Source organism: Roseateles sp. L2-2 (genome assembly GCF_050613215.1).
Taxonomy (GTDB): Bacteria; Pseudomonadota; Gammaproteobacteria; order Burkholderiales; family Burkholderiaceae_C; genus Roseateles; species Roseateles noduli.
On the sequence record NZ_CP192509.1, the window covers coordinates 1027198 to 1041382 of the forward strand.

The window sequence follows — 14185 nt, forward strand, 5'->3', positions numbered from 1 at the left end:
ATTGGCTACGGTGTAGGCAATTTGGCTACGCGGCCAGGGTCGGCAGCCTCTCCCGCTGACCCTCTGCTACGTTTGGTTCCAGAAATCTTTCCATTCGTTTCCTAAGATAGTGGGATGGACGTCCCTTCCAACAAGCCGGCCCACCGGCAGTTCCCCACCTCGATGATCGTTGCCGCCCTCCTGGCGTTGGGTCTGGGTGCGTGCGGCGGCGGGGGCGGCGATGCCGCGCCGACGCCGGACCCGGTCACGCCCACCTCCCCCACGAATCCCACCAATCCGACGAACCCGACGAACCCCGGGCCGACGGATCCGCCCCTCGTCGCCGGGACCTGCGACCTGCCCAACTTCAAGCAGGACCTGCTGGACCGCATCAACGCGCTGCGCGCCGCCGGCGCGAGCTGCGGGTCGTCGGGGAACTTCCCGGCCGTCTCGCCGGTGGTCTGGAACGACAAGCTGACGACGGCCGCCGACGGCCACGCGCTGGACATGGCGACGAAGAACTATTTCAGCCACGACAGCCAGGACGGCCGCAGCTTCTCCACCCGCATCACCAACGCGGGCTACACCTGGGCCGCGGCGGGCGAGAACATCGCCGCCGGACAGACCACCGTCGAGTCGGTCATGAGCTCGTGGCGCAACAGCCCCGGGCACTGCGCCAACCTGATGTCGGCGAACTTCGTCGATGTCGGCGTCGCCTGCCGGCCGGCCGCCTCCTCGGCCAACACCTACAGCAAGTACTGGGTGATGGACCTCGGCAAAGCCCGCTGAGCTAAGCCTCGCAGGACAACTGCCCGTCTTGCTCCCTCTCCCGCTTGCGGGAGAGGGCTGGGGTGAGGGCCAGCGGCGGTGGAAGTGCGGAGGTCTCAGCGATGCTTACGCCCGCTTCGGTCGCCGCACGGCTCGCACCTTGCCGCTGTTCCCGCCGCCGCAATAGAACAATCCGGCCCCGTCGGACTCCAGCCCGCTGACACCCACGTTCGCCGGCATGGTCAGCCGTTCGATCACGGCGCCGTCGGCCGGATCCACGCGACGCAGTTCGCTCTCATCGCCCTCCCAGGTGCCGTGCCAGAGTTCGCCGTCCACCCAGGTCACGCCGGTGACGAAGCGGTTGGACTCGATGGTGCGTCGCACCGCGCCGGTCTCCGGATCGATCTGGACGATCTTGCGATCCCGGTACTGCCCGACCCACAGGCTTCCTTCCGCCCAGGTGAGTCCCGAATCGCTGCCCTGGCCCGATGGCGCCGGAATGGTGCCGACGACGCGACCGCTCTGCGGATCGATCTTCTGGATCTGCGAATCGCCGATCTGGTAGAGGTGACGGCCGTCGAAGGCCGTGCCGGCGTCCGCGGCGCACGGCAGCGTGCGCTGGACCTCGCCGCTGGCCGGATCGATCGCCAGCAGGCCTGCCGCCGTGGCGGCCCAGACGCGGTCGCCGTCATGGCTCACGCCGTGGACGGCAGGCGCGCCCGGGTAGGGACCGAATTCGCGCACGACCTCAGCCATGCGGGCCGCGGGCAAATGCGCGTTGGAGGCCATGCGCGCCTCGGCGTGAGGATCGCAGGCGTCGGACGTGGAGGCGGAATTGGAAGCCGTCATCGTGTTCTCCTTTGCGGCGAACCGTCGCCGCATGGACCTCAATCTATCCAGCCGTCGGCGGAGCAGGGAGTAACAAGATCGTCGCGATTCCCGTCATCGGCGGCGCGAGCCAGCGCTTCGCCCGCGCCTGACCGATGGCGCGCACCCGTCCTGCCGCCTCGAGTTCCGAAAGCGCGCGCTGCACCGTCCGCTGGCTGGCGCCCAGCGCCATCGCGAGCGCCGACGTCGACCACGCCGCGCCGTCGGCCAGCAGGGCCTGCAGCGACGCGGTCTCGCCTTCCAGCGGCGGCACGAGCAGGCAGACCGCGCGCTCGTCCGCCACGCGCAGCGCGAAGCCCTCGCGCGTCGCTTCGATGCGGGCGACGGGCTCGATCAATGCGCGCAGGCGGCCCAGCTCGACGCGCAGCCGCGCGCGATGTGTCTCGTCGGGATGCCGGGTCCTGAACGCGCGGAGGATGAGCGTCGCCCGATCCGCGTCGCCCGGCCAGGATTCTGCGAGCACCCGTGCGAGTGCGAACAGCACGGGTCGACGCGAGAGATCGACGTGGAGCCCGGCGCCGCGAATGGTGCGCCGGCAGGCGTCCACGACGAGCATCGGCGAGGACAGCAGGGCCTCGACCTCCTCCAGCCGCAAGCTCCTCGCCTGACCGCCGTCGATGCGGCGCGCGGCCGGATGATCGAGCGAGGCGCGCAGATCGTCCGCCTCCGCGATCAGGGCCGCCACGCCCGCACGTTGCGCGGCGACGAGCGCCTGTTCGACGGCGACCCGGGCAGCACCGACGCGCAAGGCCCGCATCGCGAGTTCCGCCGAGGCCAGCGCGACCATCGCGACCAGCAAGGGCGGCGCACCGGAGATGTCTTCCGCCGGCAGCGCGTCGGCGGCCTGATCCACGCGACCCAGCAGGATCAGGCGCCTTGCGGCGACCAGCCGAGCCTGCAGCGCGTTGGCGCGATCCTCGTGGGCGTCCAGCGTCGCGGCGGCCTGCAGCAATGGGCGCGTCGGATCGCCGAGATCGCGCATCGCCAGCGCCACCTCCGCTTCGGCGACGACGCAGCGCGCGCGGGCGACGGCTTCTTTCGGTCCGAACGCCTTGGCGGCCTGACGCAGCAGTTCGCGAGCGCGCGCGTGCTCGCCGAGCTGCGCCATCGCGATGCCGCGCAGCGCGAGCGCGGCCGGGTCGTCGCGCAAGGCGACCCGTTGCAGCGCGCTCAAGGCATCCCCGGCGGCGAGGAAGCGGGCGGCGGCGGTGATCAGAGCGTCCATGAGGTCGGAGCTTAAGCGCCGACGCTGCCGTCACGGGCCGGCGAGGATCCCGCGGCCCCGGAGGTCAGGGAGACCCCGGGTCGGCAGGTGGGAAGGGCCCCGAATACACTCCTGCCCATGGAACTGAAGATCGTCGTCTATTCGAAGTCCGCCTGCCCGCAATGCGACACGGCGAAGAGTCTGCTCAAGTCCCGCGGGATGGACTATCAGGAGATCCTGATCGACGACGAGGCCGAGCGCCTGGCCTTCTACGAGAAGTGCGGCCCGTCCGTGCGCCAGATGCCGCAGGTCTTCATCAACGACCAGCGCGTCGGCGGCGTCACCGGCCTGCAGGCCGCGCTGAAGCAACTGGGCCGCTGATCGCGGCCAGCCTCGCGGCGTCCTACGCCGCGACGGCCTGAACGCCTACAGGCGGGCGCCGCCGCGCGTTTCAGACTGGACCTTTCAGCCGCCGATCTCCGTCGGCATGGGAGTCCTCTCATGGCGCAGCCGTCCACCGCCTCCCCGCAGGCGTCGTCCTCCACGCCCGCGTTGAAGGACGCGAAGTCCCTGGCCAAGGCGAACGCGAAGCCCTATCCCGGCGACAGCCCCGAGTACCGCACCGCGCGCGAGGCGCTGCTCGCCGAAGAGGTCGAGCTGCGACGCCATCTCTGGCGTGTGGCGGAACAGCGTCGCGCGTTGCCGCTAGGCGGCGAGGCCGAGCCGTACCGCTTCCTCGACGAGAACGGCAAGGACGTCGGCCTGGCCGATCTCTTCGGCCGGCACGACACGCTGGTCACCTACTTCTGGATGTACGGCCCGCAGCGCGAGCGGCCGTGTCCGATGTGCACGTCCTTCCTGGGCTCGCTGGACATCCCGCTGCGCGATCTCGATCAGCGCGTCGCCGTCGCGGTCCTGGGACGTTCGCCGGTGTCGCGGCAGCTCGCCTTCGCGCGCGAACGCGGATGGCGCAACCTGCGCTTCTTCCAGCTCGTCGGCGATCAGTTCACGACCACCTTCAAGCTGATCGACGACAAGGGCTTCGAGTACCCGGCGCTGACCGTCTGGGTGCGGCGCGGCGACAAGGTCTTCCACTTCTGGAGCGCCGAGAACGGCGGCACCGAAGACCCCGGCCAGGACGCGCACGGCGCGCCGGAGATCGCGCCGCTGTGGAACGTGCTCGACCTGACCCCCGGCGGACGGGGGACGAGCTGGTATCCGAAGCTGGACTACTGAGGGCGTGACGGAGGACGGGGCTGGCTGTCGGAAGGAGACGCTAAAGTCGGCGGCCTGTTCGGCCTCCTACAACGACTGCGAAAGCGCCCATGTCCCTGCTCGACGTCCCCAGCCCGATCGACCTTCGCGAGATGTCCGACGCCCGCCAGTGGGCCGACGAGGCGATGGTCAAACGGCCGTGGCGGACCGAGTTCTTCGCGGCCTTCGCCGAGGCGCTGGACGCCGGCAACGCCCGTCGCGTGCTGGAGCTCGGCTCCGGTCCGGGTTTCCTGGCGCAGTCCCTGCTCCAGGCCTTGCCTGCCATCGACTACGTGGCGCTCGACTTCTCGCCGGCCATGCATCAGCTCGCCGCCGAGCGCATCGGCGACGACGCGCAGCGCGTGCGTTTCGTCGAGCGCAGCTTCCGCGAGCCGGACTGGGTCGAGGGCCTCGGCCCGTTCGATCACGTCGTGACGAACCAGGCCGTGCACGAGCTGCGCCACAAGCGGCACACGCGCGCGCTGCATGAGCAGGTGCGAGGGCTGCTCGCGCCGGGTGGCCGCTACCTGGTCTGCGACCATTTCGCGGGCGACGGCGGCATGAAGAACGAGCAGCTCTACATGAGCATCGAGGAGCAGCGCGTCGCGCTCGCTGAAGCCGGCTTCGCGCGCGTCGAGCCGTTGCTGCTCAAGCGCGGCCTGATGCTGTACGCCGCGTCGGTCGAACGCTGAGCGGCTCACCCGATCGGACGCGCACGCGCGCCTTCCCGGCGCGCGGCGTCTGATCAGCGTCCGGCGATCACTTCGCCGGCGCGATCCCCAGCAGGCCGTCGCGCGTGCTGCCGCGGACCTTGGGGCCGATCCAGACCTTCATCATCATCGGGAAGAAGCTCTCGCCCTGGATGGTGTCGCCGACCTTCTGGCCGTTGACGCTGAATTCCGTCGTCTGCTTCGCGGGGTCGTAGTCGATCGTGACCAGGTCGCCCTTGAGCAGCTTGGCGCGGTTGCCGAAGACCACGCCCAGCTGCGCGGTCTGGATGATGTTCTTCGAGAACTCCTCCGCCGCGTTCTGGCGGATGCGGTCCAGCATCGCGTTGGCCAGGTCCCGCGAGGACACGTCGCGCATCATGTAGAAGGTGATGCGCTTGGCGCCCTTCTCGGCGACCGCGGCTTCCATCGTCGTCTGCTTCTTCGGCAGGTAGAAGGCCACCGCGGTGGAGCGCGTCGACAGGATGCTCGACGTCGCCGCGCCGTTGAGCTGCAGCGTCTGGTTGTGCAGCAGCGCCGTGTCCTGGAACTTGAAGCCCTCGACCTCCACCTCCGCCGCGAAGGCGAACGAGGACATCGCGGCAAGGCCGATGAACAGGGCGTTCCGCACGGAGCGGATGAGGGTGGAACGTTGCATGGTGAAGTCTCCTCGCAGTGACGCGTCGTGTTGTGGGATTGAGCCGCGAGCCGACCCGATGCGGTGGCGAAAAAAGTGGCGTGGCTCGTGGCGTCGCGAGTTCGAGCCGATGGTGACGGCGATCGCGTGGCGCGTTGCGGACCGGATTAAAGCGCGGCGGGGTGTGGCGCGTCAGCCCCGGAAACTGGGGCCGTGCCTCTAATCCGAGGCTCGATGTGACGAATGGCACAAGCCCTGGCCCCTTCCGCTGGCACGATGCGCTCCGATTCGAAATTCAGAACCATCCGGAGGAGATCCCCGTGTTCATCGACCTTCCGCGCGCGCGTCCGTCCGCGCTCGCCGCCTTCGTCACGCTGTCTGTCGTCGCCGGCGCCGCGCATGCCACCGAGAACAGCCAGGTCCGCGCGCTGCTCGGCGCACCGTCCTACGAGATCTCGACGCCGCAGTTCCCCGGCGTCTACCTTCAGACCTGGTACCAGCACTACGAGGCCGACAAGCTGCGCGACGCCGACGGCAACACGCCCACGCGCTCGCTGACCATCCCCGGCGTCGGCGCGCTGCCGCTGACGGTGAACGGCTCGATCAAGGCGGATGTCTTCGTCCCGCGCCTGACCTGGGTCACCGAGAAGATCGTGATGGACGGCCGCCTGGGCTTCTCCGCCGCGTTCCCGCTGGTCAAGCAGACCAACGACTTCACGCTGACCACGGTGCTGCCGGCCGGCCTGCCGGCCACCGCCGTGGCGCAGATCAACCAGCAGCTGTCCGCCGCCGGCGGCGCGCTGTCGGGCACGCGCAGCGGCATGGCCGATCCGGAACTCGCCGCCTACATCGACTGGCAGCAGGACGAATCGCGCGTTGCGTTGGGCGTCGCGTTCAACCCGCCGATGGGTTCGTACGACGCGAGCCGCGCGGTCAATCCGGGCGCGGGCAAGTACTGGACCTTCAAGCCGCTGCTGGTGGCTTCGCGCGTGTGGGAGAACGGCTTCGCCGTCGGCCTGCGTGCGACCTACTCCTTCAACACGCGCAACGACGACACCGGCGTGCGCTCCGGCCAGTACCTGCATGCGGACTGGTCCGGCACCTACAACGTCAACGACCAGTGGAAGGTCGGCGTGCAGGGCTACGTGCTCAAGCAGTTCACCGCCGACAACGGCGGCGCAGCCGGCGCCAACAAGGTGCAGGCGCTGTCGGCCGGCCCGCTGATCGCCTACCTGGCGGAGAGCGGCGAGTGGGGCGTCGACTTCAAGGTGATGAAGGAGTTCTCGGTGCGCAACCGCCCCGAAGGCACCGTCACCTGGCTGCGCCTGAACTACCGGTTGAACTGATCCCGGTTCTCAGCGCTCGTACAGCTCCAGCGGCAGCCCGTCCGGATCCGCGAAGAAGGTGAAGCGCTTGCCGGTGAGCTCGTCGACGCGCACCGGCTCCACGGCGATGCCCTTGGCTTCGAGCTCGCGCTTGCCGGCTTCGACGTCGTCGACCTCGAAGGCCAGGTGGCGCAGCCCCTGCGCCTCCGGGTACGAGGGCCGCGGCGGCGCGTCGGGAAAGCTGAAGAGCTCGATCTGCCCCCCGTCGGGCAGCGCCAGGTCCAGCTTGTAGGAGCGTCGCGCCTCGCGATAGGTCTCCGCGATCACGCGCAGGCCCAGGACCTCGGTGTAGAAGCGCCGCGAGCGCGCGTAGTCGGCGCAGATGATCGCGGTGTGATGGATGCGCAGCAGCATGGTCATTCCGTTCGGTTCGTCGTCGTCTTTGTTGTCGTCCTCGACGACGGCCGACCGGCCATCAACGCGGCCTTCAGTTCGTCGACATCGACCGGCTTGACCATGTGGTCGTCGAAGCCGGCCTCGCGCGTCTTCTCCCGGTCCTGCTCCTGGCCCCAGCCGGTCAGCGCGATCAGGCGCGGACGGCCGATGTCGTCGGCCATCGCGCGCAGGCGGCGGGCGACCTCGTGGCCGTCCATGTCGGGCATGCCGATGTCCAGCAGGATCGCGTCGGGCCGCAGCTGGCGCACCGCGCCCAGCGCCGACGGCCCGTCGTAGGCCACCGCCACCTCCGCGCCCATCAGCCGCAGCAGTTCCGCCGTCGTGTCGGCGGCGTCGCGGTTGTCGTCGACCAGCAGCAGGCGCGCGTTCAGCGGCGCGTCCTCCTGGACGGGAGCCGGCACACCCGCCACCGCGGCGGCGATCTCCGGCAGCCGCAGCTGGAAGCTGCTGCCCCGTCCCGGTCCGTCGCTGGTCGCGGTGAGTTGTCCGCCGTGCAGGCGGGCCAGCGTCTGCGACAGGCTCAGTCCGATGCCGAGCCCGCCCTGCGAGCGGCTGTGGGAGCGGTCCAGCTGCGAGAACAGTTCGAACAGCTGCGGCAGCTGTTCGGCCGAGATGCCGATGCCGTTGTCGGTCACGGTCAGGACGGCGTCGCCGGCATCGCGCGCGATGTGCACGTCGATGCGGCCGCCCGCGTCGGTGTAGCGCGCCGCGTTGTTCAGCAGGTTCACCAGCAGCTGCGTGAGCCGCACCGGGTCGCCCTGCACCCACGGCGCGGGGCCGTCGAAGCGCAGCGTGAGCCGGTGCCCCTCGCGATCGATCAGCGGGCGGCTGCTCTCCACCGCCGCGTCGACGACGCCGCTCAGATTCACCGGCTCGTGCCGCAGCGTGATCAGGCCGCGGCTGATGCGCGAGACCTCCAGCAGGTCGTCGACCAGCCGCACCATGTGGGTCACCTGGCGTTCCAGCAGCTCGCGGATGCCGGTGAAGCGGTCCTCGCGATCGGCGGCGGCCAGCAGGTGCACCGCGTTGCGGATGGGCGCCAGCGGATTGCGCAGCTCGTGGGCCAGCGTCGCCAGGAACTCGTCCTTGCGCCGGTCCGAGCGCAGCAGCCGTTCTTCCCGCTCCTGCGCGAGCGCCTGATGCCGGGCGCGTTCGACGGCGACGCGGGTCCGGTGCGCCGTCTCGCGGATCAGCGACACGTCGTCGGCGCTCCAGGCGCGCGGCGACTCGTCGTGCACGAACAGCAGCGCCACCAGACGGCCCTGCTCCAGCACCGGCACGTTCACGATGGACCGCACGCGCATCGCGTCGAAGCGGTCCAGATGGGCGGACGTGCGCGGATCCTCGCGGACGTCGGCGATCTCGACGACCTCGTCGCGCTTGAGCTGGTCCACGAAGCTGCCGTAGTCGCGGAAGCGGCGCTGGCCGGCCAGGCTGTCGAGGCCCCCGCGGCGCCAGTCGCGGTCGATGCGCACGGTCTCCGTCTCGTGGTCGACGGTGCAGTAGCCGGCCCGTGTCGCCGTCAGCATCATCCCCAGCATCTGGGCCGAGGCGAAACCGATGTCCGCCGGCGAGCCGACCTCGCGCAGCCGCTCGCTCAGGCCGGCGAGCGCCGCGCCGCGCTGCTCGCCGCGCACGCGCGCCGTGACGTCGACGCCCTCGACGAAGATGTGCGTGACGGCGCCGCTTTCATCGCGGATGGGCTGGTACACGAAGTCCAGGAAGTGTTCCTCGGTCTGGCCGTCGGGCCCGTCGCTCCCCTGGGCGACGAACTGCGCGGCGTGCGCCGTGTAGGCGCGGCCGCTCTCGTAGACCGTGTCCAGCAGCGTCACGTAGCCCTGCGCGGCGGCGTCGGGCAGCGCCTCCGCGACACTGCGGCCGATCACGTCGCGATGCCCGATCAGCCGCTGGTAGGCGGGGTTGACGCTCTCGAAGCGGTGCTCCGGTCCCGCCAGCACGGCCATGAAGCTGGGCGCCTGTTCGAAGAGCTGGGTCAGGCGTTCGCGCTCGCTGCGCACGCGGCGCTCGGCCGCCACCTTGCCCGTGGTCTCGACCACGATCGCCATCACGCCGGCCGGTTCTCCGTCGTCGTCCAGCAGCGGCGAGTAGTCGAGGTTCATCCAGACCGTCTCCGCGCGGCCGTGGCGGTGAAGAACCAGTTCCTGGTCCTCGTAGTTCAGCGTGCCGCCGGCCAGGCCGACGCGCATGACGTGGTCGTTGAAGTCCGCCACCTCGGGCCAGCCCTCGCGCACGTTGCTGCCCAGCAGCTGCGGATGGCGCGCGCCGGCGAACACGCCGTACGCGTCGTTGTAGATCATCACGCCGGGCTCGCCCCACAGCATCACGATCGGCGTGCGCGCGCGCAGCATCAACGCCGTCGCGTGGCGGACATGGTCCGGCCAGTGGGCCAGCGGCCCGAGCGAGGTCGCGCCCCAGTCGAAGGCGGCGATCAGTCGCGCGATGTCGCCGCCGCCGCGCAGGAAGGGCGGCAACGCGGTCGGCGGCGCTGGCATCGACGCAGGCGCTGCGTCGGCGTGGGAGGGATCGGAGGGGGCCACCAAGGCGCGCTCCTGCGGGGCTGAGGATGGGCCAGTATCCGCCGAACCGGACGCTCCGCCGGCGCTCATCGACGCCGTCGGCGCGCCGGGGCGCTGACAGGCGCCTTTGGACGACCCTGGCCCGGTGCGGTCAGTGCGCGCCGGCGCTCACCATCACGTCGCGCGGTCCGGCGACGAAGCGGTACTCGGGCGCCGGCATCGACGACGCCTCGTCGTCCAGCGCGTAGACGTGCAGGTGGACGGCCTCTCCGCCGGCTTCGAACTGGCAGTGGCCGCCGAAGCTGGTGCCCTTGGCCAGACGGCGGTCCAGGTCGTCGTCGTCGTCGTGGACCTCGGCGTTCACCCAGACGTAGTCGAGGCCCTGCGCGCCGTGCTCCACGGCGGTCGAGCGCACCGGCTGGCCGTGCAGCATCGGGCGCAGCAGCGCGACGCAGCGGTCGTGCTGCGCGGTTTCGTAGGCGGTCATCGCCGGCTTGCGGCCGGTCGAATCCGATCCGCAGGCGCTCAGCAGCCCGCACAGGACCGCCGCTGCGACCACGGCGCGCACCGCGGTCGCAGGGCGCTGGATCGAACGAAGGTCAGTCACGGCAACTCCTGGATCGCCCTGCTGGACCGCAGGACGAGACGCGCAGCGTAGCCGGCCTTCGTCAAGCGCGTGTGAACGGGGTCATGTGCGATCTGCGCGCAGCCCCCGATCCTTGGGACATGTCGCTGGGTGGCGCCGGGACACCGCGGCGTCCACCGGTCGCGTCGGCGCGGACTCGCCGTCAGGGACGCCTGTCCGCACATCGCGCCGCGCTGCAGTTCATCCCGTCCGGATAACGGACTGTCGCAGCGACCTCCGCACCGCGCGTGGCTGCCTAGACTGCGCCTCGATTTCAACTTCCGAGGGAACTCGTCATGACCATCCGCTCCACCGCTGTCGCCCGTTCGATGGCCCTGCTGCTCGCCGGCGCTGCGGCCGTGCTGTCCACCGGCTGCGTGATCGCGCCCAACACCGCCGAGGCCACCACGCAGCGCATGGAGGACGTCCGCAAGATGAGCGAGCAGGCCACGGCCACCTGCGGCGCGGGCAACGTCAAGGAAGTCAATGCGAAGAGCTACAGCTGCAAGTGATCGTCACTGACCGGCGCTGACTGCTGACAGGACCCGGCGCGCGGCCCCTCGAGGGCCGCGTATCGTTGTCGCTCACGTTCAGACGGGAGACGGCGACATGAACACCGAAGGACCTGATCGGCCGCTGGCCGGGCGCGTGGCCGTGGTCACCGGCGCAAGCCGGGGCGCGGGACGCGGCATCGCGCTGGAACTGGGCGCCGCCGGCGCGACGGTTTACGTCACCGGTCGCAGCACGCGCGCGCAGCCGGCGACGCAGTACGACCGCCTGCAGGCCTTGAGCGGGATGTCCCGCATTCCGGGCACGGTCGACGACACCGCCGACGACGTCACCCGGCTCGGCGGACACGGCATCGCCGCGCGCTGCGACCACACCGACGAGGCGCAGGTGCGCGCGCTCTTCGAGCGCGTGCGGGCGGAGCAGGGCGGTCTGGATCTGCTGGTCAACAACGCCTGGGGCGGCCACGAGGTCTTCAGCGGCGTCTTCGACGCGCCGTTCTGGGAACGCCCGATGGACGAGTGGGACGCCATGCTGGACCGCGGCGTGCGCAATCACCTGCTGGCGAGCCGCGCCGCGGCGCCGCTGCTCATCGCGCGCGGCGGCGGGCTGATCGTCACCACCACCTTCTGGGACCGCGACCGGTTCCTCAAGGGCAACCTCGTCTACGACCTCGCGAAGGCGTCGATGACGCGCCTGGCCGGCGCGATGGCGCAGGACCTGCGACCGCATCGCGTGTCCTCGGTGGCCGTTTCGCCGGGCTGGATGCGGACGGAGTTCGTGCTCGCCGGTCATCACACCGACGAGGACCACTGGCGGGAACGCCCCGAGCTGGCGGGCACGGAGTCGCCGCGTTACGTCGGCCGCGCGGTCGCGGCGCTGGCCGCGGATCCGCAGGTCATGGCGCGCACGGGGCGTGTGCTGCGCGTCGGCGACCTCGCGGTCGAGTACGGCTTCACCGACATCGACGGACGACGCGTGCCGCCCTTCGAGATGGACAAGGGCTGACAGGGGCATCGTCCTTGCGCGATCATCCCGACTCGTCTTGTCGAGTCCAGGATCCGCCGCCATGCCCACCTCCAGCGCGCCTTTCGCTCCGTTCTTCCTCGGCACCCGGCTGCCGCTGATCCAGGCGCCGATGGCCGGCGTGCAGGACGCGCGGCTGGCGCTCGCGGTGAGCAACGCGGGCGGGCTGGGATCGCTGCCCGCCGCGATGCTGACGCCGGAGGTCCTGCAGAAGGAACTGCAGGCGCTGCGCGGCGGCACCGACAAGCCGTTCAACGTCAACTTCTTCGCCCACACCTCGCCCGCGCCGGATGACGCGCGCGAGTCGCGCTGGCGCGATCGGCTCGGTCCGTACTACGCCGAGTTCGGCATCGATCCCGCGCAGATCAAGGCGGGACCGGGCCGGGCGCCGTTCACCGCGGAGATCGCCGATCTCGTCGAGCCGTTCAAGCCGCCGGTGGTGAGCTTCCATTTCGGATTGCCGTCGGCGGAACTGATCGCCCGCGTGAAGGGTTGGGGCAGCCTGGTGCTGGGCAGCGCGACCACGGTCGACGAGGCGCGCTGGCTGGAGGCGCACGGTGCCGACGGCGTGATCGCGCAGGGCTGGGAGGCGGGTGGGCATCGCGGCCACTTCCTCAGCGACGACCTGACGCGCCAGCCCGGCACGATGGCCCTGCTGCCGCAGATCGTGCGCGCGGTGAGGGTGCCGGTGATCGCGGCGGGCGGCATCGCCGACGTGCGCGGCATCCGCGCGGCGCTGGCGCTGGGGGCGTCGGCGGTGCAGCTGGGCACGGCCTTCCTGCTGTGCGAGGAAGCGACGACGAGCGCGCCGCATCGCGCGGCGCTGCGCGATCCGGCGAATCACCACACGGCGGTGACGAATCTCTTCACCGGTCGGCCGGCGCGCGGCATCGTGAACCGCTACATGCGCGAGGTCGGGCCGTTGAACGACGCGGCGCCGCAGTTCCCGCTGGCGACCTCCAGCGTCGCGCCGCTGCGCGCGAAGGCTGAGGCGCAGGGCAGCGGCGACTTCTCGCCGCTGTGGTCGGGGCAGAACTTCGCCGCTGTGCGTGAGATCGGCGCGGCGGCGCTCGTGAACGAGCTCAGCGCGGCGTTCTGACGGGCGTCAGTACTGCCACCGCCGCTGGCCCTCACCCCCGCCCTCTCCCGCAAGCGGGAGAGGGAGTGAGAATGCACCGAGCCATTCGTAGCAGGAGCACTGGGGTGGCCCCCTCTCCCGCTTGCGGGAGAGGGCGGGGGTGAGGGCCAGCGGCCTCACGCAGTCAAGGCAACGGCGCACCCCGCGCCGCCACGTACAGCGCGTACCACTCGTTGCGCGTGAGCTGAACCTTCAGCGCATCGCCGCAGGCGCGGATGCGGTCGGGGTTGGCCGATCCGATGACGGGCTGGATGCGCGCCGGGTGTTTCATCAGCCACGCCAGCAGGATGCCTTCGGTGCTGACGCCGTGTTCCTGTGCCATCTTCTGGACCAGCACGCGGGCGGCTTCGTCGGCGGGGTCCTGGGCGGTGTCCCCGCTGAAGCGGCCGCGGGCCAGCGCGGCCCAGGCCTGGAGCTGGATGCCGTGCTGCTGGCAGTGTTCGAGCGTGCCCGTCCACGCCAGCGCGCCGGGCCGCGCCGCGGCCTGACGGTCGTTGAAGCAGGTGCCTGCGTCCAGCGGCTCCAGATGGCCGAGGCCGAGCTCCAGCTGGTTCACCACCAGCGGCTGCTCCAGCGCGCGGCCGAGCCAGGCCATCTGGCCGACGTTCATGTTGGACACGCCGAAGTGGCTCACCTTGCCCGCCGCGCGCAGGCGCTGGAAGGCTTCGGCGATCTCCTCCGGCTGCATCAGCGGATCCGGGCGATGCAGCAGCAGGATGTCCAGGCGCTCGGTGCCCAGGCGCTTCAGGCTGGCCTCGACGGCCTGGACGATGTAGCCGCCGGAGAGGTCGTAGCGGCCCGGGCCCTGGTCGTCGGCGAAGCGGATGCCGCACTTGCTCTGCAGCACGATGCGCTCGCGCAGCGAGGGCTGGCGGCGGAAGAGCTCGCCGAAGACCGACTCGGCCTTGCCGCGGGTGTAGATGTCGGCGTGGTCGAACAGCGTGACGCCGATCTCCAGCGCGGCCTCGACGGCGGCCTGCGCGTGGTCGACGTGGGCGGCGGTGAACGGGGAGTCGTCCCAGTGGCCGCCCAGGCCCATGCAGCCGTAGGCGAGCGGGCTGGCGGTCGGGAGGTGCTGCTGCAGCGGAAGTGTGGTCATGTCGAGGCGGCCGCGTGAAGGGCAAGAGCGCCTGG

Annotated in this window: 15 protein-coding genes; 8 read left to right on the plus strand and 7 right to left on the minus strand. The window is 70.8% G+C overall.

Annotated features, from left to right (window positions below):
• Positions 1-114: 114 nt before the first annotated feature.
• Positions 115-768, plus strand: a complete 654-nt coding sequence (locus ACQZ13_RS04785; protein ID WP_431050100.1) for a CAP domain-containing protein — start codon at positions 115-117, stop codon at positions 766-768.
• 105 nt (positions 769-873) lie between these two features.
• On the opposite strand, the gene ACQZ13_RS04790 is transcribed toward ACQZ13_RS04785, so the two are convergent.
• Both ACQZ13_RS04790 and ACQZ13_RS04795 read right to left on the minus strand, forming a co-directional pair.
• Positions 874-1536 (minus strand): DUF5074 domain-containing protein, encoded by a 663-nt coding sequence (locus ACQZ13_RS04790; RefSeq protein WP_431053124.1) that lies wholly within the window; start codon positions 1534-1536, stop codon positions 874-876.
• A 103-nt stretch (positions 1537-1639) separates the two neighbouring features.
• Positions 1640-2860 (minus strand): helix-turn-helix domain-containing protein, encoded by a 1221-nt coding sequence (locus tag ACQZ13_RS04795; RefSeq protein WP_431050101.1) that lies wholly within the window; start codon positions 2858-2860, stop codon positions 1640-1642.
• 117 nt (positions 2861-2977) lie between these two features.
• Between ACQZ13_RS04795 and ACQZ13_RS04800 the strand changes: the two genes are divergently transcribed.
• The 3 genes from ACQZ13_RS04800 (at position 2978) to ACQZ13_RS04810 (ending at position 4785) form a co-directional block, all read left to right on the plus strand.
• Positions 2978-3220 carry a glutaredoxin domain-containing protein gene (locus tag ACQZ13_RS04800; RefSeq protein ID WP_088404873.1) on the plus strand — a complete coding sequence of 81 codons (243 nt, stop codon included), beginning with the start codon at positions 2978-2980 and terminating at the stop codon, positions 3218-3220.
• 120 nt (positions 3221-3340) lie between these two features.
• Positions 3341-4075 carry a DUF899 family protein gene (locus tag ACQZ13_RS04805; RefSeq protein ID WP_431050102.1) on the plus strand — a complete coding sequence of 245 codons (735 nt, stop codon included), beginning with the start codon at positions 3341-3343 and terminating at the stop codon, positions 4073-4075.
• Between the two features lie 89 nt (positions 4076-4164).
• Positions 4165-4785 (plus strand): class I SAM-dependent methyltransferase, encoded by a 621-nt coding sequence (locus ACQZ13_RS04810; RefSeq protein WP_431050103.1) that lies wholly within the window; start codon positions 4165-4167, stop codon positions 4783-4785.
• Positions 4786-4852: 67 nt separating this feature from the next.
• Here the strand turns inward: ACQZ13_RS04810 and ACQZ13_RS04815 are convergent, their stop codons facing one another.
• Complete coding sequence (locus tag ACQZ13_RS04815) at positions 4853-5458, minus strand: chalcone isomerase family protein (RefSeq protein WP_431050104.1); 606 nt, start codon at positions 5456-5458, stop codon at positions 4853-4855.
• A gap of 299 nt (positions 5459-5757) precedes the next feature.
• Here ACQZ13_RS04815 and ACQZ13_RS04820 point away from each other — a divergent pair, with 299 nt between their 5' ends.
• Positions 5758-6783: a SphA family protein gene (locus ACQZ13_RS04820; RefSeq protein ID WP_431050105.1), complete on the plus strand. Its 1026-nt coding sequence runs from the start codon at positions 5758-5760 to the stop codon at positions 6781-6783.
• Positions 6784-6792: 9 nt separating this feature from the next.
• Here the strand turns inward: ACQZ13_RS04820 and gloA2 are convergent, their stop codons facing one another.
• The 3 genes from gloA2 to ACQZ13_RS04835 all read right to left on the minus strand — a co-directional run bounded on the left by gloA2 (position 6793) and on the right by ACQZ13_RS04835 (position 10362).
• Positions 6793-7176, minus strand: coding sequence for an SMU1112c/YaeR family gloxylase I-like metalloprotein (gloA2, locus tag ACQZ13_RS04825; protein WP_431053126.1), 384 nt, complete (start codon positions 7174-7176; stop codon positions 6793-6795).
• 2 nt (positions 7177-7178) lie between these two features.
• Positions 7179-9776: an ATP-binding protein gene (locus tag ACQZ13_RS04830; RefSeq protein ID WP_431053128.1), complete on the minus strand. Its 2598-nt coding sequence runs from the start codon at positions 9774-9776 to the stop codon at positions 7179-7181.
• Positions 9777-9906: 130 nt separating this feature from the next.
• Positions 9907-10362, minus strand: a complete 456-nt coding sequence (locus ACQZ13_RS04835) for a hypothetical protein (RefSeq protein WP_431050106.1) — start codon at positions 10360-10362, stop codon at positions 9907-9909.
• Between the two features lie 314 nt (positions 10363-10676).
• Here ACQZ13_RS04835 and ACQZ13_RS04840 point away from each other — a divergent pair, with 314 nt between their 5' ends.
• From ACQZ13_RS04840 to ACQZ13_RS04850, 3 genes are all read left to right on the plus strand, one after another.
• A complete protein-coding gene (locus ACQZ13_RS04840; protein ID WP_088404882.1) occupies positions 10677-10892 on the plus strand; it encodes a hypothetical protein in 216 nt (71 codons plus the stop codon).
• A gap of 97 nt (positions 10893-10989) precedes the next feature.
• Positions 10990-11895, plus strand: coding sequence for an SDR family oxidoreductase (locus ACQZ13_RS04845; RefSeq protein WP_431050107.1), 906 nt, complete (start codon positions 10990-10992; stop codon positions 11893-11895).
• 61 nt (positions 11896-11956) lie between these two features.
• Positions 11957-13012 carry an NAD(P)H-dependent flavin oxidoreductase gene (locus tag ACQZ13_RS04850; protein WP_431050108.1) on the plus strand — a complete coding sequence of 352 codons (1056 nt, stop codon included), beginning with the start codon at positions 11957-11959 and terminating at the stop codon, positions 13010-13012.
• 163 nt (positions 13013-13175) lie between these two features.
• Here ACQZ13_RS04850 and ACQZ13_RS04855 read toward each other — a convergent pair whose 3' ends face one another.
• Entirely contained in the window at positions 13176-14150 is a 975-nt protein-coding gene (locus ACQZ13_RS04855; protein ID WP_431050109.1) for an aldo/keto reductase, read from the minus strand.
• Positions 14151-14185 lie beyond the last annotated feature (35 nt).

Coding starts and splice junctions, on each gene's coding strand:
- ACQZ13_RS04795 (WP_431050101.1), bottom strand. CDS start 2,860: ATGGACGCTCTGATCACCGCCGCCGCCCGCTTCCTCGCCGCCGGGGAT.
- ACQZ13_RS04800 (WP_088404873.1), top strand. CDS start 2,978: ATGGAACTGAAGATCGTCGTCTATTCGAAGTCCGCCTGCCCGCAATGC.
- ACQZ13_RS04815 (WP_431050104.1), bottom strand. CDS start 5,458: ATGCAACGTTCCACCCTCATCCGCTCCGTGCGGAACGCCCTGTTCATC.
- ACQZ13_RS04845 (WP_431050107.1), top strand. CDS start 10,990: ATGAACACCGAAGGACCTGATCGGCCGCTGGCCGGGCGCGTGGCCGTG.
- ACQZ13_RS04840 (WP_088404882.1), top strand. CDS start 10,677: ATGACCATCCGCTCCACCGCTGTCGCCCGTTCGATGGCCCTGCTGCTC.
- gloA2 (WP_431053126.1), bottom strand. CDS start 7,176: ATGCTGCTGCGCATCCATCACACCGCGATCATCTGCGCCGACTACGCG.
- ACQZ13_RS04785 (WP_431050100.1), top strand. CDS start 115: ATGGACGTCCCTTCCAACAAGCCGGCCCACCGGCAGTTCCCCACCTCG.
- ACQZ13_RS04805 (WP_431050102.1), top strand. CDS start 3,341: ATGGCGCAGCCGTCCACCGCCTCCCCGCAGGCGTCGTCCTCCACGCCC.
- ACQZ13_RS04810 (WP_431050103.1), top strand. CDS start 4,165: ATGTCCCTGCTCGACGTCCCCAGCCCGATCGACCTTCGCGAGATGTCC.
- ACQZ13_RS04790 (WP_431053124.1), bottom strand. CDS start 1,536: ATGGCCTCCAACGCGCATTTGCCCGCGGCCCGCATGGCTGAGGTCGTG.
- ACQZ13_RS04850 (WP_431050108.1), top strand. CDS start 11,957: ATGCCCACCTCCAGCGCGCCTTTCGCTCCGTTCTTCCTCGGCACCCGG.
- ACQZ13_RS04855 (WP_431050109.1), bottom strand. CDS start 14,150: ATGACCACACTTCCGCTGCAGCAGCACCTCCCGACCGCCAGCCCGCTC.